Annotated in this window: 14 protein-coding genes; 7 read left to right on the forward strand and 7 right to left on the reverse strand. The window is 44.3% G+C overall.

The features are described 5' to 3' along the window. Positions 1–610 precede the first annotated feature (610 nt). Complete coding sequence (locus HQ865_RS05650) at positions 611–2,782, reverse strand: TonB-dependent receptor (protein ID WP_173413953.1); 2,172 nt, start codon at positions 2,780–2,782, stop codon at positions 611–613. A gap of 82 nt (positions 2,783–2,864) precedes the next feature. Next, on the reverse strand, positions 2,865–3,266 hold the full coding sequence (locus tag HQ865_RS05655; RefSeq protein WP_173413954.1) for a hypothetical protein: 402 nt from the start codon (positions 3,264–3,266) through the stop codon (positions 2,865–2,867). Between the two features lie 420 nt (positions 3,267–3,686). Between HQ865_RS05655 and ettA the strand changes: the two genes are divergently transcribed. Further along, entirely contained in the window at positions 3,687–5,366 is a 1,680-nt protein-coding gene (gene ettA, locus HQ865_RS05660) for an energy-dependent translational throttle protein EttA (protein ID WP_173413955.1), read from the forward strand. A gap of 160 nt (positions 5,367–5,526) precedes the next feature. Here ettA and HQ865_RS05665 read toward each other — a convergent pair whose 3' ends face one another. Further along, positions 5,527–7,062: an IS1182 family transposase gene (locus HQ865_RS05665; RefSeq protein WP_173412997.1), complete on the reverse strand. Its 1,536-nt coding sequence runs from the start codon at positions 7,060–7,062 to the stop codon at positions 5,527–5,529. Between the two features lie 179 nt (positions 7,063–7,241). On the opposite strand from HQ865_RS05665, the gene tnpA reads away from it, so the two are divergent. Beyond that, positions 7,242–7,703, forward strand: coding sequence for an IS200/IS605 family transposase (tnpA, locus tag HQ865_RS05670; protein ID WP_173413956.1), 462 nt, complete (start codon positions 7,242–7,244; stop codon positions 7,701–7,703). A gap of 770 nt (positions 7,704–8,473) precedes the next feature. Here tnpA and HQ865_RS05675 read toward each other — a convergent pair. Continuing rightward, positions 8,474–10,519, reverse strand: coding sequence for a M13 family metallopeptidase (locus HQ865_RS05675; protein WP_173413957.1), 2,046 nt, complete (start codon positions 10,517–10,519; stop codon positions 8,474–8,476). Between the two features lie 218 nt (positions 10,520–10,737). On the opposite strand from HQ865_RS05675, the gene HQ865_RS05680 reads away from it, so the two are divergent. Both HQ865_RS05680 and HQ865_RS05685 read left to right on the forward strand, forming a co-directional pair. Beyond that, entirely contained in the window at positions 10,738–11,211 is a 474-nt protein-coding gene (locus HQ865_RS05680; protein ID WP_173413958.1) for a ribonuclease H-like YkuK family protein, read from the forward strand. Between the two features lie 265 nt (positions 11,212–11,476). Continuing rightward, positions 11,477–11,995 (forward strand): TlpA family protein disulfide reductase, encoded by a 519-nt coding sequence (locus tag HQ865_RS05685; protein WP_173413959.1) that lies wholly within the window; start codon positions 11,477–11,479, stop codon positions 11,993–11,995. 17 nt (positions 11,996–12,012) lie between these two features. Here HQ865_RS05685 and HQ865_RS05690 read toward each other — a convergent pair whose 3' ends face one another. The 3 genes from HQ865_RS05690 to HQ865_RS05700 form a co-directional block, all read right to left on the reverse strand. After that, entirely contained in the window at positions 12,013–13,164 is a 1,152-nt protein-coding gene (locus HQ865_RS05690; protein WP_173413960.1) for a carboxypeptidase-like regulatory domain-containing protein, read from the reverse strand. Between the two features lie 155 nt (positions 13,165–13,319). Beyond that, positions 13,320–13,811: a YajQ family cyclic di-GMP-binding protein gene (locus tag HQ865_RS05695; RefSeq protein ID WP_173413961.1), complete on the reverse strand. Its 492-nt coding sequence runs from the start codon at positions 13,809–13,811 to the stop codon at positions 13,320–13,322. Between the two features lie 73 nt (positions 13,812–13,884). Continuing rightward, complete coding sequence (locus tag HQ865_RS05700) at positions 13,885–14,385, reverse strand: glycosyl-4,4'-diaponeurosporenoate acyltransferase CrtO family protein (RefSeq protein ID WP_173413962.1); 501 nt, start codon at positions 14,383–14,385, stop codon at positions 13,885–13,887. 141 nt (positions 14,386–14,526) lie between these two features. Between HQ865_RS05700 and HQ865_RS05705 the strand changes: the two genes are divergently transcribed. From HQ865_RS05705 to HQ865_RS05715, 3 genes are all read left to right on the forward strand, one after another. Then, entirely contained in the window at positions 14,527–15,150 is a 624-nt protein-coding gene (locus tag HQ865_RS05705) for a hypothetical protein (protein ID WP_173413963.1), read from the forward strand. A gap of 215 nt (positions 15,151–15,365) precedes the next feature. Continuing rightward, a complete protein-coding gene (ppk1, locus tag HQ865_RS05710) occupies positions 15,366–17,420 on the forward strand; it encodes a polyphosphate kinase 1 (protein ID WP_173413964.1) in 2,055 nt (684 codons plus the stop codon). After that, the gene (locus HQ865_RS05715; protein WP_173413965.1) at positions 17,417–18,304 is read left to right on the forward strand and encodes a Ppx/GppA phosphatase family protein; all 888 of its coding nucleotides are present in this window, start codon (positions 17,417–17,419) and stop codon (positions 18,302–18,304) included. The genes ppk1 and HQ865_RS05715 overlap by 4 nt, the downstream gene beginning before the upstream one ends. Positions 18,305–18,462 lie beyond the last annotated feature (158 nt).

The raw sequence follows: 18,462 nt of genomic DNA on the forward strand, positions 1-18,462 counted from the left end.
CCTTTCAATAAGTTATGAACGTCCTAATCTATAAATTAGTTTCTTTTCGATGTCCGACATCCATGTAATAATTATCAACAATATTGCCAATAATTTTTGGCGGATAAAATCAGACAATCTGATGATACAAACCGGCTTCAATGCTGCTAAATAAAGCTTTTTAAGGCCATTTACCGCATGTATCCGCATAAAATTATTAATTAAATGCCAAACACCGGTTAACGTTTTGATAATAATTACTTTAAATAGTTTAAATACGTTGCTTATGTCAATAATTTATTCTTTAATGTAGGCATAAAGTCATGTAAACTGACAATAAGGCATAATGATTTTAAGGATTGATAAATAGGGGAATGGCGGTTAGACTTTAATACTTCTGTGTTGTTGTATTAGTGGGGCAGGTTTTCTACAACGCGTGTTGCTTATAGTTAACAGTAATTTACTGATCTCTGATTAACTGATCTCTCAACAATGGCGTTGCCTGCGGCCCGGGCTGTACGCTCATACTACACAAGGCCTTAGCCACAAGGCCGGTATCCGCTCCCATCCATAACGCGGAGAAATGGATATATACAAAAACAGGCGCAGGTACCTGCGCCTGTTTGGCGGCCTACATCACTTTTATCTTAACACCCATGTTCACAACAACGCCATCAAGCGGAGCATAAATATCGGTAAACAGGGGAGAGGTAACGGTTCCTTTATAAATATTCCCCCAGCGGGTTTGGCGCTGGTCGGTCAGGTTTTCGCAGTTGATGAAAATATCCAGGTGCTTCCACATTTTTTGCACTAACAGGCCAAAGGTCCAGTAGCCGCGGCCTGTGCTGCCATCGTCAAGATACTGCGAACTATTGTAGAAGCCCTCCACACCTGCGCGGAAACAGTTCTCGATCTCGTAGGTTACATCGGCATTTAAGCGGTGCTTAGGGGTTAAGCTTTGCGGGGTAACTATGCTGTTATAATGCCGGTTGGTATTAGTAAGGGTATAACCGAGGTAAACACCCAGTTCATCCATTAATATTTTGGCATTGGTTTCCATACCCCTGGTATATAGGTTACCCGGCGCGTTGATAAAGGTACTGCCTTGCAAGATCAGCGGATCATTCACCCTGGTATAAAAAAACAGGTGGTTGATATTGACCATCGCATCATCGCCCACCACACCACGGTAATTAATATCCGCGTTAACCCCGGCCGATCTTTCAGCCTTAAGCATACCAATATTGATTGGCTGGATGGCGCCGTATCCACGCTCTTCGCTCTGATCGTTAAAAATGGTTGGCATTTTGTAACCCATACCACCGCCAAGGCGACTGGTCAACTGCTCGCTGATCCTGCACAGGAAGTTAACACGCGGCAGCAGGAACAGCCCGTTGGTGTTATTATTGGCAGCCGGTACGTTGTGGTCAAGCCGTAAGCCACTTTCAACCGACAGCCAATTGCTGGCCTTGTAGGTTTGCTGTACAAATATGCCTAAGGTATTCAGATCATATCCTAATGCCGCGTAAGGCGGCAAGGCCGTCAGATGGTCTGTCCATAAATTGGCGCCACCTACCCAACTGGCTTTATTGCCTTTATGCACGTAGTTAACCTCGGAGTAGGAAGAGGTTTGTTTGGCGTGAAAGGCATAGGCAGGTACCGCCAGGTCGCGATCGAAGTAGCCCACCGTATTTTTAACGTTAATGCTGCTTGCCGTATCGATCTTGTGGGTGAATGATAGCTGGGTAGAGAAGCGATAACTTTTATTCCGCTCGAAATACTGGTGCGTGTTATCGGCATTGCCGTTTACCACCTGTATATCGCCGCCAAAGCGGTTCTCGTAAGTGCCGTTAATGCCTATCCAGCCGGTGTTTTTATCATTCATGTATAAAAATAGCTTGGGGTTAACGCTTACCCTGTTGGTGTGCGGCACAGCGGTAAACAGCGTATTGGCCGGGGCATACGCGCCGTTATAATTATACGATGTAAATACGGTAGTACCCACGTGCTGCCATTTTTGCGCGTAATATCCGCTGGCGTCTACACCCTTAGCGCTGTTGCCATTCAGCAAAAAAGTAAGTTCAGGCTCGTTAGCCGGGGTTTTGCTGATAAGGTTCACCAAACCGGCAATAGCCCCGCCGCCGTAAAGGGTAGATGCCGAACCTTTAATAAATTCTACCTGTTTAAGGTTAATTGGCGATACCTGCATCAAACTAAGCCCACCCGAGAAACCCTGGTACATGGGCATACCATCCTGCAGTAGCTGCGTGTAACGGCTATCTAAACCCTGTATACGGAAGTTAGCTGTACTGCTCACGGCCGATGTTTGTTGTACGTGGATGCCCGTTGCCTCGCCCAGCAGCATTTTAATATCGCCGGGGCGCATGGTGCCTTTTTCGTCCAGTTCTTCCTGTGGCAGTGCCTCAATGCGGGTAGGGATATCTTTCAGGTTTTGGCCGGTACGGGTAGTTTGTACCACCACCTCGGCCAGTTCGCCCGATTGCGGCTCTAAAAATATCTCAGTTGCAGTATTGGCATCACGCAATGGAAAAGTAAAGGTTTTATTCTGGCCGAAGTAGCTCACATAGCTAAATTGTATCTGGAAGCTGCCATTGGGGATATTGCTGATCGTTGCTTCGCCGCCGGCGTTAGTGGTAGCACCTTTATTTAACGCGGTTATCGATACGCTTACCCCCGCCAGCGGAAGGTGGGTTTTATCATCTTTAATAATGGCCTTAAAAGTATTTTGTGCATAGCTGATATGGCAGGCCAATGCCATAACAAGCAGTAGATAAAATTTCATAAAAATAGTTCAGAGGCGATGCCATGCATCGCGGTTAATAAACAGGTTACCTATGTTTGCCGGGAAGGCAAAAAAGAAAATATCAGGCAACGGTATTTAACGGCGGCCTGAAGAGTTCGTTATGAAATTTGGGACTAATAGCTGGTATTGGTGCGGGAATATATTTGGTAACCACCTCGGCAACCGTTACACCGCGCATATGAAAGTGCAGGGCCGGTACGCTCAGCAAACCATCGGCATGCTGAAATTTTACAGCGGTATTGGCCGGCGCGTCTTCTTTATTATGGCCTAACAGGGTTTTGCCATCAAGCAGGTAATCGCCGATAAAATCGGCTATGCCCATTTCATCGGGCGCAGCCACCTGCTGGTAGGCGTGGTACATGCGCGGCAGGTCCCTGATGAGCGAAAAATCGCCCAAAGGCAACAGCACGCTACTTAATAAAAAGTAGCCGGCTATTAAATATGCGGTAACGCGATGTATCATGCTGCGCAAAAGTAATAAATGATCCTGTAGAAAAGCTGTGAAAAACCTGATCGCCAAATCAATCTCTAAACTGCCTGTATAGGTATCGTCAAATAGTGTCTTAACTGTATTTGATTCCGTTAGTGTTAACTTTGCAAAATATACGCATATTATTTGCAGTCCATGGTGGCGTAAGTTTGTCAGTACCCTTAAAAAATCCGCCTGAGGAGAAAAAGTGAAATCTTGAACAATTGTATGTTTTTGATTGTAAATCAATGTGTTGCGTGTTCAAATTTTGTTCAAAAAAAGGGGATTTTTGTTCATTTTTTTTTCGCGTTGAACATTTGTAGCTGCCAGAATGATCTCCTGTAAAAACCTGATCTACAATCAACCGATCTCTAATCTCTAAACCCTATATTTGCCATTCAAATATTAATTTAAATGGCCGACGAGAAGATCATATTTTCTATGGCGGGGGTCAGCAAGATCTATCCGCCGCAAAAACAAGTCTTAAAAAATATTTACCTGTCGTTTTTCTATGGCGCTAAAATTGGCGTTATCGGTTTAAACGGTTCTGGTAAATCATCTGTATTAAAAATTATTGCCGGGCTTGATAAAAGCTACCAGGGCGAAGTGGTATTCTCGCCGGGATATACCGTGGGCTACCTGGCCCAGGAGCCGGAACTTGACCCGAACAAGACTGTTCGTGAAGTGGTAGAAGAAGGCGTATCTGAAATTACCGCTATCCTGAAAGAATACGAGGAGATCAACGAGAAATTTGGTTTAGAAGAAGTATATAGCGATCCTGACGCCATGGATAAACTGATGGCGCGCCAGGGCGAATTGCAGGATAAAATAGACGCCGTTAACGCCTGGGAACTGGACACCAAGCTGGAACGCGCCATGGACGCCCTGCGCTGCCCCGAGCCGGATACCAAAATATCGGTACTATCGGGTGGTGAGCGTCGCCGCGTGGCCCTGTGCCGCCTGCTGCTGCAACAACCCGATGTATTACTGCTGGACGAGCCTACCAACCACCTGGATGCCGAATCTATTGATTGGTTAGAGCAGCACCTGAAACAATATGCGGGTACGGTTATCGCCGTAACGCACGACCGCTACTTCCTTGATAACGTAGCCGGCTGGATCTTAGAACTTGACCGCGGCGAAGGCATCCCATGGAAGGGTAATTACTCATCGTGGCTGGATCAGAAGGCTAAGCGTTTAGCGCAGGAAGAAAAAACTGAAAGCAAACGCCAGAAAACTTTAGAGCGCGAATTGGAATGGGCACGTATGGCCCCCAAAGCTCGCCACGCGAAAGGCAAGGCCCGTTTAGCCAACTACGAGAAACTGGCCGCCGAGGAAGGCAAAGAGCGCGAAGAAAAACTGGAGCTGTTTATTCCGCCCGGCCCTCGTTTGGGTAATGTGGTGATAGAAGCTACCAATGTAACCAAAGCTTATGGCGACAGGGTGCTGTTTGAAGACCTGAGCTTTTCGCTGCCGCCTGCGGGTATAGTAGGTATTATTGGGCCGAATGGCGCGGGTAAAACCACGCTATTCCGTTTAATCACAGGGCAGGAACAACCGGATGCGGGTACCTTCCGTGTAGGTGAAACGGTAGCGCTGGGTTATGTAGATCAGATGCACGATGACCTGGAAGCCGAAAAATCGGTTTGGGAAAACATCACCGGCGGTAACGAGACTATTTTGCTGGGTAACCGCCCGTTAAACTCGCGCGCCTATGTATCGCGTTTTAACTTTAACGGCGCCGATCAGCAAAAGAAGATCAGTGTGTTATCAGGCGGTGAGCGTAACCGTGTGCATTTGGCTATCACGTTGAAAAAAGGATCTAACGTGCTGCTGCTGGATGAGCCTACCAACGATATCGACGTAAACACCCTACGCTCGCTGGAAGAAGCGCTGGAAAATTTTGCTGGCTGCGCCGTCATCATCAGCCACGACCGCTGGTTCCTCGACCGTATCTGTACCCATATCCTTGCTTTCGAGGGTAACTCGCAGGTTTATTTCTTCGAGGGTAACTACAGCGATTACGAAGAGAACCGCAAAAAGCGTTTAGGAGATGTAGCGCCGAAGCGGATCAGGTATAAGAAGTTGGGATAACCTCTTGATTTTTTAAATATATGAGGCCGTATCATAAATCAAATGATGCGGTCTTTATTTTTTTAGCCTAATAGCTGAATTTGGTATTGAGTTTCTATGGAATTTTTTGAGGGGGAGGGGGTAGCTTTCTTGGGCGAACCTGAGTGGTAAAACGACTCATTTAAGCCGCTTTTTTCCTTAGATTTTGTGCGATTGCAACTAAACCCCATTCTATTTCTACTTTTTCCTTGCCGCGGAGCATAAACCGTTTAAAGCCATGGTTCTGCTTAATATTACCAAATACAGGTTCTACATCAAAGCAGCGTTTCTTTCGCCGTTGTATGCCTTCTTCACTGTTTAACAGCTCGTGCGCCTTTTGTTTCAGGCGGTTCAGGTTTTCATTGATTTCAATGATCCGATTCCCTTTTGATTTATGGCAAATACCGTTCAGCGGACAGTTAGCGCAGTTAACTGCCTGGTATCTTTTTACCGTTTGTTCAAACTCCGTGCTTGTTTTTCTTTTACTTGTTCCGATGAAATTCATTTGCTGGCCCATCGGGCAGATGTAACAATCTTTCTCCTGGTTGTAAAAAAGCTTATTTGCTGCAAAAGGGTGCTTGTTGTTGTGATTCTCATTTTGTTCCTTATCGAACATCCCATACTTTACAAAGGCGATTGTTCCTTTTTGTTCCAACCGCGTGTAGTTCTCCTCGGAGCCATATCCGGCATCGGCTGTAAGCACTTGCGGTGCTTTGCCAAAGCTGACTTCATGCTGCGCTAAATGAGCACTTAATGTATTGGTGTCTGTGGTGTTGGAGTGAATGGTGTAATTGACAATGAACTGGTTGGATGTGGATATCTGAACATTATACCCCGGTTTTAACTGGCCGTTTTTCATGTGGTCTTCCTTCATCCGCATGAATGTGGCATCCGTATCGGTCTTGGAATAGCTGTTGCGTTCACCCAGCAGAGCTTCCTGCTGCTCATAGCGGGCAATGGCCTGCGGGTAATGTTTGCTGATATACCGCAGCTTGCTTTTGACCTGTTTGGAAACATCCTCACGCGAGGAAAGCTTCTCATTGAGTTTATCTACTGCGGCATTGACCTTTTCACTGTCAATAACAGTAAAGTCAGGCGGATCAGGCAGCCTGTCTTCTTCTTTTGCTACGCTTTGGGCATAGTCCCATATCTCTGACAGCTGCTTTTTCATCTTTTCCTTATTGGTCTGAATCGCTTTCTTCCAGACAAAGGTATACCGGTTTGCATTCGCCTCTATCTTTGTCCCGTCCGTATTCACTTCTTCAATACTGAGCAGGCCTTCCTCTGCCAAAAGTTTCACCACATCTTCGAACACATCACGCAGCGCATGCTTCAAACGTACGCCCCGGAAACGGTTGATCGTATTATGATCAGGATAGTTCATCGAACTCAGCCACATCAGGTAAACGCTTTCCCGGCAGGCTGCTGCCAGCTTTCGGCTGGAGTAGGTGTTGGTTACATACCCATATACCAGCACCTTTAACAACATTTGCGGGTGATAGCTTGAACTCCCGCGGATATGATAAGCTTTCAGCAATGGTTCCAGATAGAGCCTGTCGATCACATCGTTAACTACACGCACCGGGTGCGATGCCGGAACTAATTCGTCAAGTGTTGGAGGAATAGCCATCAACTGCCGTTGCTGGTAGGGCTTGAATACAGGTCTTTTAGAGGACATACTACGCTACTTTCGATACATAAATATATGAAAATCAGATTATTATATCAAATAAATACCCCTCTTTATTCCAATAAATTATGCACAAATAAAAAAGAGGCCATACCATGATTTATGATACAGCCTCTTTTGTTTAGCTTTAATAATCGGAATAAAATCAACCTATAAATTCACAATTAATGTCAAATACCTATACTCAAATTCATATTCAATGCGTATTCGCGGTGAAGTTTCGCCAGGCACTTATACACGTTTCATGGAAAGAGCAATTACATGGGTATATTACCGGCATAGTTCAAAATCAGGGTCATAAAATGATCGCTATAAATTGTATGCCCGATCATTTGCATTTGTTTATCGGTTTCAGACCAACCCAATCGCTTTCGGATTTGATGCGGATTGTAAAAAGTGATTCATCAGAATGGATCAATCTGCAAAAATTCAATAAATCTAAATTTAACTGGCAAGAGGGATATGGCGCGTTTTCGTATTCCCGTTCACATGTTAAAGCCGTAACCGATTATATTTTGGATCAGGAAGAACATCATCGTAAAAAGACTTTTTTAGATGAGTATAGACAGTTTCTTGAGCAATTTGAAGTAGATTATGACGAGCGCTATATATTTAAATTGCCTGAATGATGGTGTAGCGCACCTACGGCGCGCAGCAAATGGTCAATTTATTTTTTCTACCAACCTATTGCTCCTCGGGAGCATGATAGCTATAAAACAATCCCGTATAGATTAGTGCCCGTTGTGTAGCGCACCTACGGCGCGCAGCAAATGGTCAATTTATTTTTTCTACCAACATATTGCTCCTCGGGAGCATGATAGCTATAAAACAATCCCGTATAGATTAGTGCCCGTTGTGTAGCGCACCTATGGCGCGCAGCAAATGGTCAATTTTTTTTCTACCAACATATTGCTCCTCGGGAGCATGGTAGCTATAAAACAATCCCGTATAGATTAGTGCCCATTGTGTAGCGCACCTACGGCGCGCAGCAAATGGTCAATTTTTTTTCTACCAACATATTGCTCCTCGGGAGCATGATAGCTATAAAACAATCCCGTATAGATTAGTGCCCGTTGTGTAGCGCACCTACAGCGCGCAATAACTGGTGATGGGTTTTTCTACCAACATATTGCTCCTCTGGAGCATGGCATCTGCAATAATCCAGTATGGGATTTTTCTATCAACACATCCGTTGCATGATAGCCGCAAAAAAATCCCATAGGGATTAAATGTTGGTAGAAAAAGCAAAGTGGAAATTCATTCGTGCCGTAGGTACGAAACCTTTCGACATTCTGCTGTTCCCGTGATAAATACATAAACGCGCAACGCCCCGGAATTCCCGGGGCGTTGCGCGTTTGATGAAGGCCTTTCGCCTTTCAGCTTTAACCTTTTACCTCACTTACCAAATCTTCACCCTATCCTTATCCTCACGGTACATCTTATCGCCCGGTTTAATACCGAAGGCGTTATAAAACTCAACCATGTTTGATAACGGGCCGTTCACGCGGTAAACTTCGGGCGAGTGCGGGTCGGTGTTAACACGCATGCGCATGGTTTCATCGCGGGTTTTAATGCGCCATACCTGGGCAAACGATAGGAAGAAGCGCTGATCAGGCGTCAGTCCATCTATCTTGGTATTGCCTTTGCCTTGCTCGGTATTTTTAAAGGCATTGTAGGCAATGGCCAAACCGCCAATATCGGCAATGTTTTCGCCAAGGGTTAGTTTGCCGTTCACATTAAGGTCTTTAAATACCACAAACTTGTTGTACTGATCAACCACCATTTGGGTTTTGGCTTTAAACTTGGCTTCATCCTCTTTGGTCCACCATTGTTTCAGGTTGCCTTCTTTATCGTACTGCGCGCCCTGATCGTCAAAGCCGTGGGTCATTTCGTGGCCAATTACCGCGCCAATGGCACCATAGTTAATAGCATCATCAGCATCCTTATCAAAGAATGGGAATTGCAGGATCCCGGCCGGGAAAACGATCTCGTTGAACGATGGGTTGTAGTAAGCGTTAACCGTTGGCGGCGTCATGCCCCATTCGGTTTTATCAACAGCCTTGTTTATGCGTTTTAACTGCTCGGCATAATTATGTTTGCTGATCGACTCCATGTTTGAGTAATAGCTTACACGGTTGATAGATACGTCATCGTATTTTTTCCACTTATCCGGATAACCGATCTTTTTGGTAAAGGCAGCCAGTTTATCTTCCGCTTTTTGTTTGGTGGCGGCGCTCATCCAGTCCAGTTTTTCGATGCGGGTTTTGTAAACGCCCTGCAGGTTGTTCACCAGGTCGAGCATGCGTTTTTTAGCATCCGGGGTAAAGTATTTGGCCACATAAAGCTGACCTAACAACTCGCCAATGCCGCCATCAACCGCGTAGCTGATAGTTTTCCAGCGTTCTTTTTGCTTCTTTTGGCCATTCAGCGTTTTGCCGAAGAAATCGAAGCGTGCATCGCGGAAATCCTTGCTCAGGTACGATGCTGATGAGTTTAGCGTTTCGAAAGCCAGTTTAGTTTTCCAAACGTCAATCGGTTGCGATTTTAACAAGCCGTTCAATGCTACATAATATTTAGGCTGACCAACCAATACGGTATCGGTTTTCACGCCCATCTGGTCGAATACATTCTTCAGATCAATATCGGGCACTTGCTTTTGCAGGTCGGATACAAGGAATTTGTGGTAGTTAGCCTGCGGGTCGCGCAGTTCAACCGGGGTGGAGTGCGATTTGGCTATCTCGGTTTCCAGCTTCAACACATCGTTAGCTTTTTTAGTTGAGGTAGCCGCATCGTCGCCAACAAGAGTAAACAGTTTGGCAATGTATTTTACGTATTCGGCGCGTATTTTAACCGATGCGGAATCTGTTTTTGAATAGTACTCGCAATTAGGCAGGCCCAAGCCGGTTTGGCTAAATTGCGCCATGTTTTTGGTGCTGTTTTTATCATCGGGCGCTACATAAAAGCCAAACAGGTAGCCGTCGCCATCTTTAAAACTGCTTGCGGCAAAGTTCACCAGGGCCTTGTAATCGCTAAGGCCGGCAATGCGGGCCAGTAGTGGTTTGATAGGGGTATAGCCCAACTTGTCGATGCCCACGGTATCCATGCCGCTGGCATACAGGTCGCCTACTTTTTGTTCAAGGCTGCCAGCATCGTGCGTTTGTGCCGATGTTTCCTCTAATATCTTGTGCAGGTTTTTGGTGTTATCGTCATCCAGCGTGTAAAACGATCCCCAGCCCGTTTCCGAAGCCGGTATCTCGGTTTTTTTAATCCAGGCGCCGCTGGCATAGTTAAAAAAGTTTTCGCCCGGCGATACGGTGGTATCCATACCTGCCTTGTCGAAAAATACGGTGCGTTTAGGCACATCGCCTGATGCATCTGGTTTGCCTTTACAGCCCACGGCCAAAGCGGCGGGGATAGCTAACCATAGGTAATTACTCAGTTTCATTGGTTTGATTTAGTTTTTTTAATAAAGATGGTAATTATGCAATGAAATAAAAAGCAGGAGCGCAATTTGTCCACCATTTGTATATTATTAATGTGTTGATAATAAGCGAGATGTTAACAAATAAATTATCTGGATTTAACGTTAATACGATAGTTAATCGCTTATTTTTATAAACCTGAAACAGCGGTTGTAAAAATTCACCCTAAAACGATTTTTATATGACCTGGAGAAAATTCAGCGGGGAAGTGATCCAATTTCCCATTATGGAAGAGGTAGAACGCGCCATCGAACGTGAAACCGCTTTAGGAAACAAGCTTAAAGTATGCATCGGTACCGACTCGCAGGTGAAAGGCGCGGTGACAGATTTTGCCACCGTTATCGTATTCCTGCGCGAGGGCCGTGGCGGTTTCATGTACATCCACCAGGAGCGCACTACGCAAAAAATGAGCATTAAAGAACGCATGCTTAACGAGGTGCAAAAATCTATCGATATCTCGTACAAACTGTGCGATCTATTAGACCTGTACGATGTAGACCTGGAAGTACATGCTGATATCAACACCAACCCTATGTTTAAAAGCAACCAGGCCCTGCACGAGGCGATGGGCTATATCCTAAGCATGGGTTTTGTGTTTAAAGCTAAGCCCGAGGCTTTTGCCAGTTCGTGCTGTGCAAATAAGATGGTGCAGTGATTGGAGATTAGTTAATAAGTGATTAGAGTTTAGGCTTGAAATTGCCGCATCAATAAGTAATCACTTATTAACTAATCTCCAATCACTGTACCATGGCGTTGCCTGCGGCCCGGGCTTTCCGTACAAGTCCTCGCCAGGCTGGCGCCCGGGCCACCCCGGCTCCGGGCTTTTCCTCCAATCCCTAACGCGGATTTGGTTGATAGACTCTCTACCTCTTAATTTTTCATTGTAATATCTTATATTGCATTATTAAACATCCATTGTCATGAAAAAACAAATCCTTATCCTCGCGCTTACCATTTTAGCCATCGGTGTAAAAGCACAAGCACCGGATGCATCAACCCTTACCAGGGTAGGCGATATGGCACCAACGTTTAGTTTTAGCACCGCTAAGGATAAAACGGCTGATATTAAAGACTATCGCGGCAAAATAGTGCTGCTTAACTTTTGGGCTACCTGGTGCCCGCCCTGCCGCGCCGAATTGCCAAGGGTGCAGAAAGAGATATGGGAGAAGTATAAGGACAATCCAAAATTCGCGATGTTCGCTTTCGCCCGTGAAGAGGGTTGGGAGAAAGTGTTGCCTTTTAAAGAACAAAATAAATACACCTTCGCCATGCTGCCCGACGAGGGGAGGGCTATATTTAAGTTGTATGCTACGCAATCTATCCCCCGCAATGTAGTGCTCGACGAGAACGGTCGCATCATTTATCAATCTATAGGATATAGTCCCGCCGAGTTTGATGTGCTGTTAAAGCTGCTTGATACCAAGCTGAAAGCTAAATAGTAGAAGCGGGTCTGTTTTTAAAATGTTGCGGGTAGTTCGTAATCAACCGGCAATAATTCGGCTATGCGGTTAAAAGCCCAGCTACCCTCTATCAATACGTAGTGAGGGGTTAAAATTATTCCGTTGTTATCAAAATAAGCATATTCCTTTTCAAACGTCACCATCGAACTGTTGCCTGTACTCTTATAATGTATCCTTAAAAGATTTGGATAACCGAAAGCGTATATCCCTTTCTTTTGTGTCAGCTTAATATAGTCGGCGCTCTTTATAGGCGTATTATTCATGATGTCGATATATTTGGGCAGCCTCGATTTTTCCGACCAGTAGCGCAAAGAGTCAGTCATCAGTAAAATACGGGTACTTCCCGCCGGGCGAAATTTTTGCAGTTTAGCCCTGATCAGGCTGTCGGCCGGCCTGTCGGGGTTAGGCTTACGGATCACCGGGTAAACCGTAAAGCCCTCTTCGGCTACCTGCTGGCCAATGCAGGCGCGCAAAAAATGCATATCCGAACCGCGATAGGCTTTTATCCTGGCCTTTTGCCAGCGCTTTTCGTCAGATGATTTGCCGGTCATGGGTTCAAATACGGATGAACCCGTATAAGAAACGTATCCCCGCTGCGGGTCCCATTCAAACGATGCCAGCAGATATTTAATATTATAGCCTAATGCTTTATTTTCAATAACTAAAAAATCGTCGGTGCTACCGGTAAGTTTACCTGTGCTTTTTTCAAAGGTGAGGTTAAGTATTTCGGGGTTAAGCAACTTGCATTGCATCGCGTTTTCGGAATGCCCTAAAAACTCATCCAAAAACATTTTTACATGCCTGTCGCGGTTTGAATCATATTGAATAGTAACCTCTTTCAGTTCGGTTATTTTGGGCGATAGATGTATAGCAGGCAAAGCGATAGCTTCGGCGTTTACCAGCACGGTTTCATGATAAGTTTCAAAACCAATGCAGCTTACCACCAGGTCGTATTGGCCGTATTTAACATTATTTAAGGTAAAGGCGCCATTTTCGAGCGTTTTACTGCCCACACTGGCATTGCTTAAAAATACGCTGGCATCGGGCACGGCATTGCCGGCCTTGGTTAGCACACTGCCTGTAATAACGCTTTGGGCAAATACGGTAGCAGGGAAGAGCAGGAATAGGATGATGAGGTTTTTTAGCATACAATAAAAGTATGAACTAAAAAATTAATTTTCAAAGAAGGGGTGTGGCAATTTAGCCACAAAGAATGTCTGAACCGGAATTTTCAGAATTCAAGAATGAGCAGAATTCTGAAAATTCAAAAATTCGGCAAATTCTGGTTCAGACAACTTTTACCTTAGGCCCGCATATTAATATACTGCAAAGGCTGCCCAAAATCCTCGCCACGGCACAAGCTGATCACGGCTTGCAGGTCGTCTATCTTTTTAGCTTGTACGCGTACCTGGTCGTCCATAATAGATGCCTGTACTTTCAGGCCGCTATCCTTTATTTTTTTAACGATCTTTTTAGCGGCTTCCTTGTCGATGCCCTCTTTAATGGTGATCTCCTTGCGGATCATATTGCCCGATGCGTATTGTTCCTTGCCAAAATCAAGTGCTTTAGGGTCAAGTTGTTGCTTAACCATGCGGCTGATGATGGAGTCGGTAATGGCTTTCAGGCGCATATCGTCTTCGGTAACAATGGTTACCACGTTGGTTTTCTTATCAAGGTCAATGGTGCTTTTCGATCCGTTAAAATCATAACGGTTCAATATTTCCTTTTTGGCGGTGTTGATAGCGTTGTCGAGCGTCTGCCCGTCAATTTTGCTTACAATATCAAATGATGGCATATCGGGTAATGGTTTATAGGGAACAAAGATAATGGTTAGTTAATAACGATTGGGTGTTTTACGGCCAAACACATTATATTGTTTGCCGGCCGGTTACTTTAGCTACCCGTGCCCGGTTGTATTGTTGCAAAAATATGGGATAGATATTGTATAAAGTATTAGCGGGTATAATAAGCATAGCAAATAAATATTGCCCTTGTATAAAGGCGTGAATAGCCGTCAGTGTGAAAAATACCAGACAGCCAAAATGGTAAGCATGGTACATGGCCAGTGTTTTCATATAGCTGGCCGGGCCCTGCCTGCCTTTTATAACCCGGTGTGCGGGGTTACTTTTCCTGATCGCACGGTTAACATAATCGCCATTTTGCACAAACTTCCGGAACAGTTTAATACCCAGGCCTGTATAAAAAGCCGGCTTATCGCTCAGTTGCAGCCAGCGCATCGGAATAAACAGGCATAAAAAGCCGACGGCTAAAAACCAGTAGCACGGCGCCAGGCTATCGGCAAAACACCAGCAAATAATCACCGGGCCAAAGCACAAAGTAGTCCAAAAGAAATTGATGGCTTGGTTCATCTATACTAAGCTAAGGTGTTTATTGGTAATTTGGAAGCGCCAAGATTTCGGCATTAGATGTTGTTTTTTGAAGATGTGATTAGTAGCCAAAGAAGCAGGCGGATTGTTCTTCTTTTTTTATCTTAGAACAAAAAACATTTTATGCCTGATAGCCTTATACAGCAAATACTAACACCCTTTCTTTCAGCGGCCGCAGGAACATCTGTAAGTGTTTTCATAGGAAAGAGATTTATCTCTAAAAGCATTGAGCATACCTTTGATAAAAAGATGGAATATTATAAATCCAACCTGCAAAAAGAAAATATAAGCTTTCAAATCGAAAAGTCCGAATTTGCGAGGAAGAAATTTGACTTAATAATTGCCTTACATCAAGAACTTCTAAATCACCGCAAAGAATTAGAATCTTACTATGGTTGGTTACCGGATAACATTGACGATCTTAAAAAATATTTAGAAAATTCAAGGGATAAAAGTCCAGAGTTGCGCGACAAATTATCAATCGCATCATTATTTATAGATGAAAGTATTGCGAACCTTATTTCACAGTATTTTTTCAATGTCGCAATATTCAAAACTCTAAAAGAAGAACAAGCGGCATTTCGTATTAATGAATTAGACCCTGAAGAAGGCTTGAAGATTCCTTTGAAAGTTAGTAAAAAGCGAATGAAACAGGTCAATAGTATGATTGATGATATGGCAATGAAAACTATTCTTCAATTTAAACAAATTGAGGAAGAATTTAAAGGCATTCTTTACATTAATTGACCATGAATTATTTGCCAGCGTAGCGATATATATCTTTTCTTTCCTGTATACTTCGTTTTGATTTAGTTTTTGGTGGTTTTCAGACGGTAGCAAACCTAAAAGTTAAAATTAGCAAAACGTTCATTACTGTTCAGTTGTTGCTGTTAATTTAATATTATCTTAACAAATAAATAGGCAGATTTGCTGAAAGGCCGTTAGCCGATACTATTCAAACTATGCCTCATCCGCGTGTACCATTAATAAACAGGGAGATCAGCTGGCTGTATTTCAACGACAGGGTTTTGCAGGAAGCTGCCGACCCCACTGTGCCCCTGATAGATCGTGTGCGTTTCCTGGCCATATTTTCATCTAATTTGGATGAGTTTTACCGCGTGCGTGTGGCAACGCTTACCCGCCTGGCTAATTTGAACGAGAAGGCTAAGGAATTGTTGGGCTATAACCCCAAAAAACTGCTCAACCAAATTAAGAACCTTGTAGTAAAGCAGGAGCAGAAGTTCAACAACCTGTACGAAAACATTATTGTTAAGCAACTGGCCGATGAACGGATATTTCTACTAAGCGATGCCCAACTGAACGTAACCCGCGGTACGTTTGTTAAAAACTACTTCAGGGAAAAACTGCTGAGCAATATGGTGCCGGTAATGCTTGACGGGCATGGCTCAATGCCCGAAATGCGCGACCGTGCCATTTACTTTTTTGTGAGGCTGCGCAAAAATAATAAAACAAGGCTGGCGCTGATGGAAATACCTGATACGGTTTCCCGCTTCCTGGTGCTGCCCGAAACCAATAACCTGAAGTTTATTATCCTGCTGGATGATATTATCCGCTATAGCCTGGAGGATATTTTTTTCATTTTCGAGCATGATAGTATCGAGGCTTACTCTATACAGCTTACCCGCGATGCCGAGCTTGACCTTGACCAGCAGGTGAGCGAAAAGTTTATTGATGCCTTATCCAAAAGCTTGCAGAAACGTAAGAAGGGCAAACCCATGCGTTTACAGTACGATGCCGAAATGCCGGTTGATATGCTGGAATACCTGGTTGAAAAAATGGACCTGGGCAAGGAAAGCCTGATACCCGGTAACCGTTACCAAAACTTTAAAGACTTTATTAAATTCCCCAACGTTGGCCGCCCCGACCTGGAGTATGCAAAGTATAACCCATTGCCGGTTGACGATCTTTCATTCGGAAAAAGTATAATGGCTGCCATTGCCAAGCGCGATTTCCTGATCAGTACGCCATATCAGTCGTTTGATTATGTGATCCACTTTCTGCGAGAGGCCGCTATCGACCCAAAGGTGAAGGAGATCAGTCTTTCAGTTTATCGATTAGCTGAAAACTCACGCGTTATAAACGCGCTGATTAATGCTGCCAAAAATGGTAAAAAAGTAAATTGCCTGGTTGAATTGCGCGCCCGTTTTGATGAACAGAATAACATCCACTGGAGTAACCGCCTTGAAGAAGAAGGGGTAAAGGTAATTTACGGTATTCCGGGTTATAAAGTACACTCAAAAATATGCCTGGTTACACGCATAGAAAAAGGGAAGCCGGTGTATTACGCCACCCTGTCAACCGGTAACTTTAACGAGAAGACTGCCCAGATATACGCCGACCATACCCTGCTTACGACCAGTAAAAGGCTTACCGGCGATTTGGCGCAGGTGTTTAAATTTATTAATAAAGGCATACTGCCGCGCGACCTGAAACACCTGGTGGTATCGCCAATTGATTCGCGACCGTTTATTTATAAGCTGATAGATAACGAGATTGGCAACGCCAAGGCGGGTAAGCCAGCTTATATGGTGCTGAAAATGAATAGCCTGGCCGATGAGGACATGATAGCCAAGCTTTACCAGGCCAGTAACGCCGGGGTGAAAATAGAACTGATCATCCGCGGGATGTGTTGTTTGATACCGGGGGTAAAAGGCGCCAGTGAGAATATTACAGTGATCAGTATTATTGATAAATACCTGGAACATGCCCGCGTGCAGATCTATTGCAACGGCGGTAACGAACTGATTTACCTTACTTCGGCGGATTTTATGACCCGTAATATTGATAACAGGGTAGAAGTGGGTTTTCCGATATATAACGAGGAATTGCGTAAGGAGATCCGCGATATCATCAATATCCAGCTAAAAGATAATACCAAGGCCCGCGAAATAAATGCCGGTAATACCAATAAGTACCACAAAACAAAATCAGCTACGCTGACCAGGGCACAAATAGATATTTATAATTACCTAAAAAATAAAAACCTTAAAAATTGAGATACGCAGCAGTTGACATCGGATCGAACGCGGTTAGGTTATTAATAGCCGATATAAATGAAAGTAACGGAGCCATATCGTTTAAAAAAAACACCCTGATACGCGTACCCCTGCGTTTGGGCGACGATGCTTTTTTAAATCAGCACATATCCGACCGTAAGGCCGCTGACCTGGTAAAAACCATGCAGGCATTTAAAAACCTGATGGATGTTTACAAGGTGAGCCATTACCGGGCCTGTGCCACGTCGGCCATGCGTGAGGCGAAGAATGGCGCCGATATTGTAGAGACCATAAAAAACGAGGCGGAGATAGATCTTGAGATCGTCCGCGGTGATGTGGAAGCCAATATCATTTATTCGAGCCATGTTGAACAAAACATCGATAAAAGTAAAAACTACCTGTATATAGATGTGGGCGGTGGCAGCACCGAACTATCGCTTTTTTCGGAGGGGGAAATGATCGCGTCGCAATCATTTAACCTGGGTACCATCCGCATTTTAGATAACCAGGATAAGGACGAGACCTGGGAGGAGATGAAAGAGTTTTTACGCATACATACCCGGCACTTTAAAAGCCTGTCGGGCATAGGTACCGGTGGTAACATCAACAAGTTGTATAAACTGGCCGAAGAAAAGGATGGCAATCCATTGTCGGTAACCAAGCTAAAATCGTTGTATAATTATCTTAACTCGTTCTCGCTGAAAGACCGTATTAATGTGCTTGGTCTTAACCAGGACAGGGCCGATGTAATTATACCTGCCTGCGAGATCTATCTTAGTGTACTGAAGTGGTCGGGCATTAAAAATATTTATGTTCCAAGTGTGGGAATGGTCGACGGGATCATCCAAACACTTATTGATGAACACCATGTTAAGGGTGTGTAAAAAAAAGTAAAATATTTGTTAATAAATAAAAAAGTGTTACTACCTTTGCCTTACCCTCTCATAGGGTATGTTTTTCATAGGTAGATGTAGGGTCGAATACGAAAGTAATCGACCCTTTTTTTGTGCCTTTAAATTAAAGGTTAAATTTGCCGCAATCG

Source organism: Mucilaginibacter mali (genome assembly GCF_013283875.1).
GTDB classification, from domain to species: domain Bacteria; phylum Bacteroidota; class Bacteroidia; order Sphingobacteriales; family Sphingobacteriaceae; genus Mucilaginibacter; species Mucilaginibacter mali.

Coding starts and splice junctions, on each gene's coding strand:
- ettA (WP_173413955.1), top strand. CDS start 3,687: ATGGCCGACGAGAAGATCATATTTTCTATGGCGGGGGTCAGCAAGATC.
- HQ865_RS05655 (WP_173413954.1), bottom strand. CDS start 3,266: ATGATACATCGCGTTACCGCATATTTAATAGCCGGCTACTTTTTATTA.
- HQ865_RS05705 (WP_173413963.1), top strand. CDS start 14,527: ATGCCTGATAGCCTTATACAGCAAATACTAACACCCTTTCTTTCAGCG.
- HQ865_RS05665 (WP_173412997.1), bottom strand. CDS start 7,062: ATGTCCTCTAAAAGACCTGTATTCAAGCCCTACCAGCAACGGCAGTTG.
- ppk1 (WP_173413964.1), top strand. CDS start 15,366: ATGCCTCATCCGCGTGTACCATTAATAAACAGGGAGATCAGCTGGCTG.
- tnpA (WP_173413956.1), top strand. CDS start 7,242: ATGTCAAATACCTATACTCAAATTCATATTCAATGCGTATTCGCGGTG.
- HQ865_RS05650 (WP_173413953.1), bottom strand. CDS start 2,782: ATGAAATTTTATCTACTGCTTGTTATGGCATTGGCCTGCCATATCAGC.
- HQ865_RS05695 (WP_173413961.1), bottom strand. CDS start 13,811: ATGCCATCATTTGATATTGTAAGCAAAATTGACGGGCAGACGCTCGAC.
- HQ865_RS05685 (WP_173413959.1), top strand. CDS start 11,477: ATGAAAAAACAAATCCTTATCCTCGCGCTTACCATTTTAGCCATCGGT.
- HQ865_RS05690 (WP_173413960.1), bottom strand. CDS start 13,164: ATGCTAAAAAACCTCATCATCCTATTCCTGCTCTTCCCTGCTACCGTA.
- HQ865_RS05700 (WP_173413962.1), bottom strand. CDS start 14,385: ATGAACCAAGCCATCAATTTCTTTTGGACTACTTTGTGCTTTGGCCCG.
- HQ865_RS05675 (WP_173413957.1), bottom strand. CDS start 10,519: ATGAAACTGAGTAATTACCTATGGTTAGCTATCCCCGCCGCTTTGGCC.
- HQ865_RS05680 (WP_173413958.1), top strand. CDS start 10,738: ATGACCTGGAGAAAATTCAGCGGGGAAGTGATCCAATTTCCCATTATG.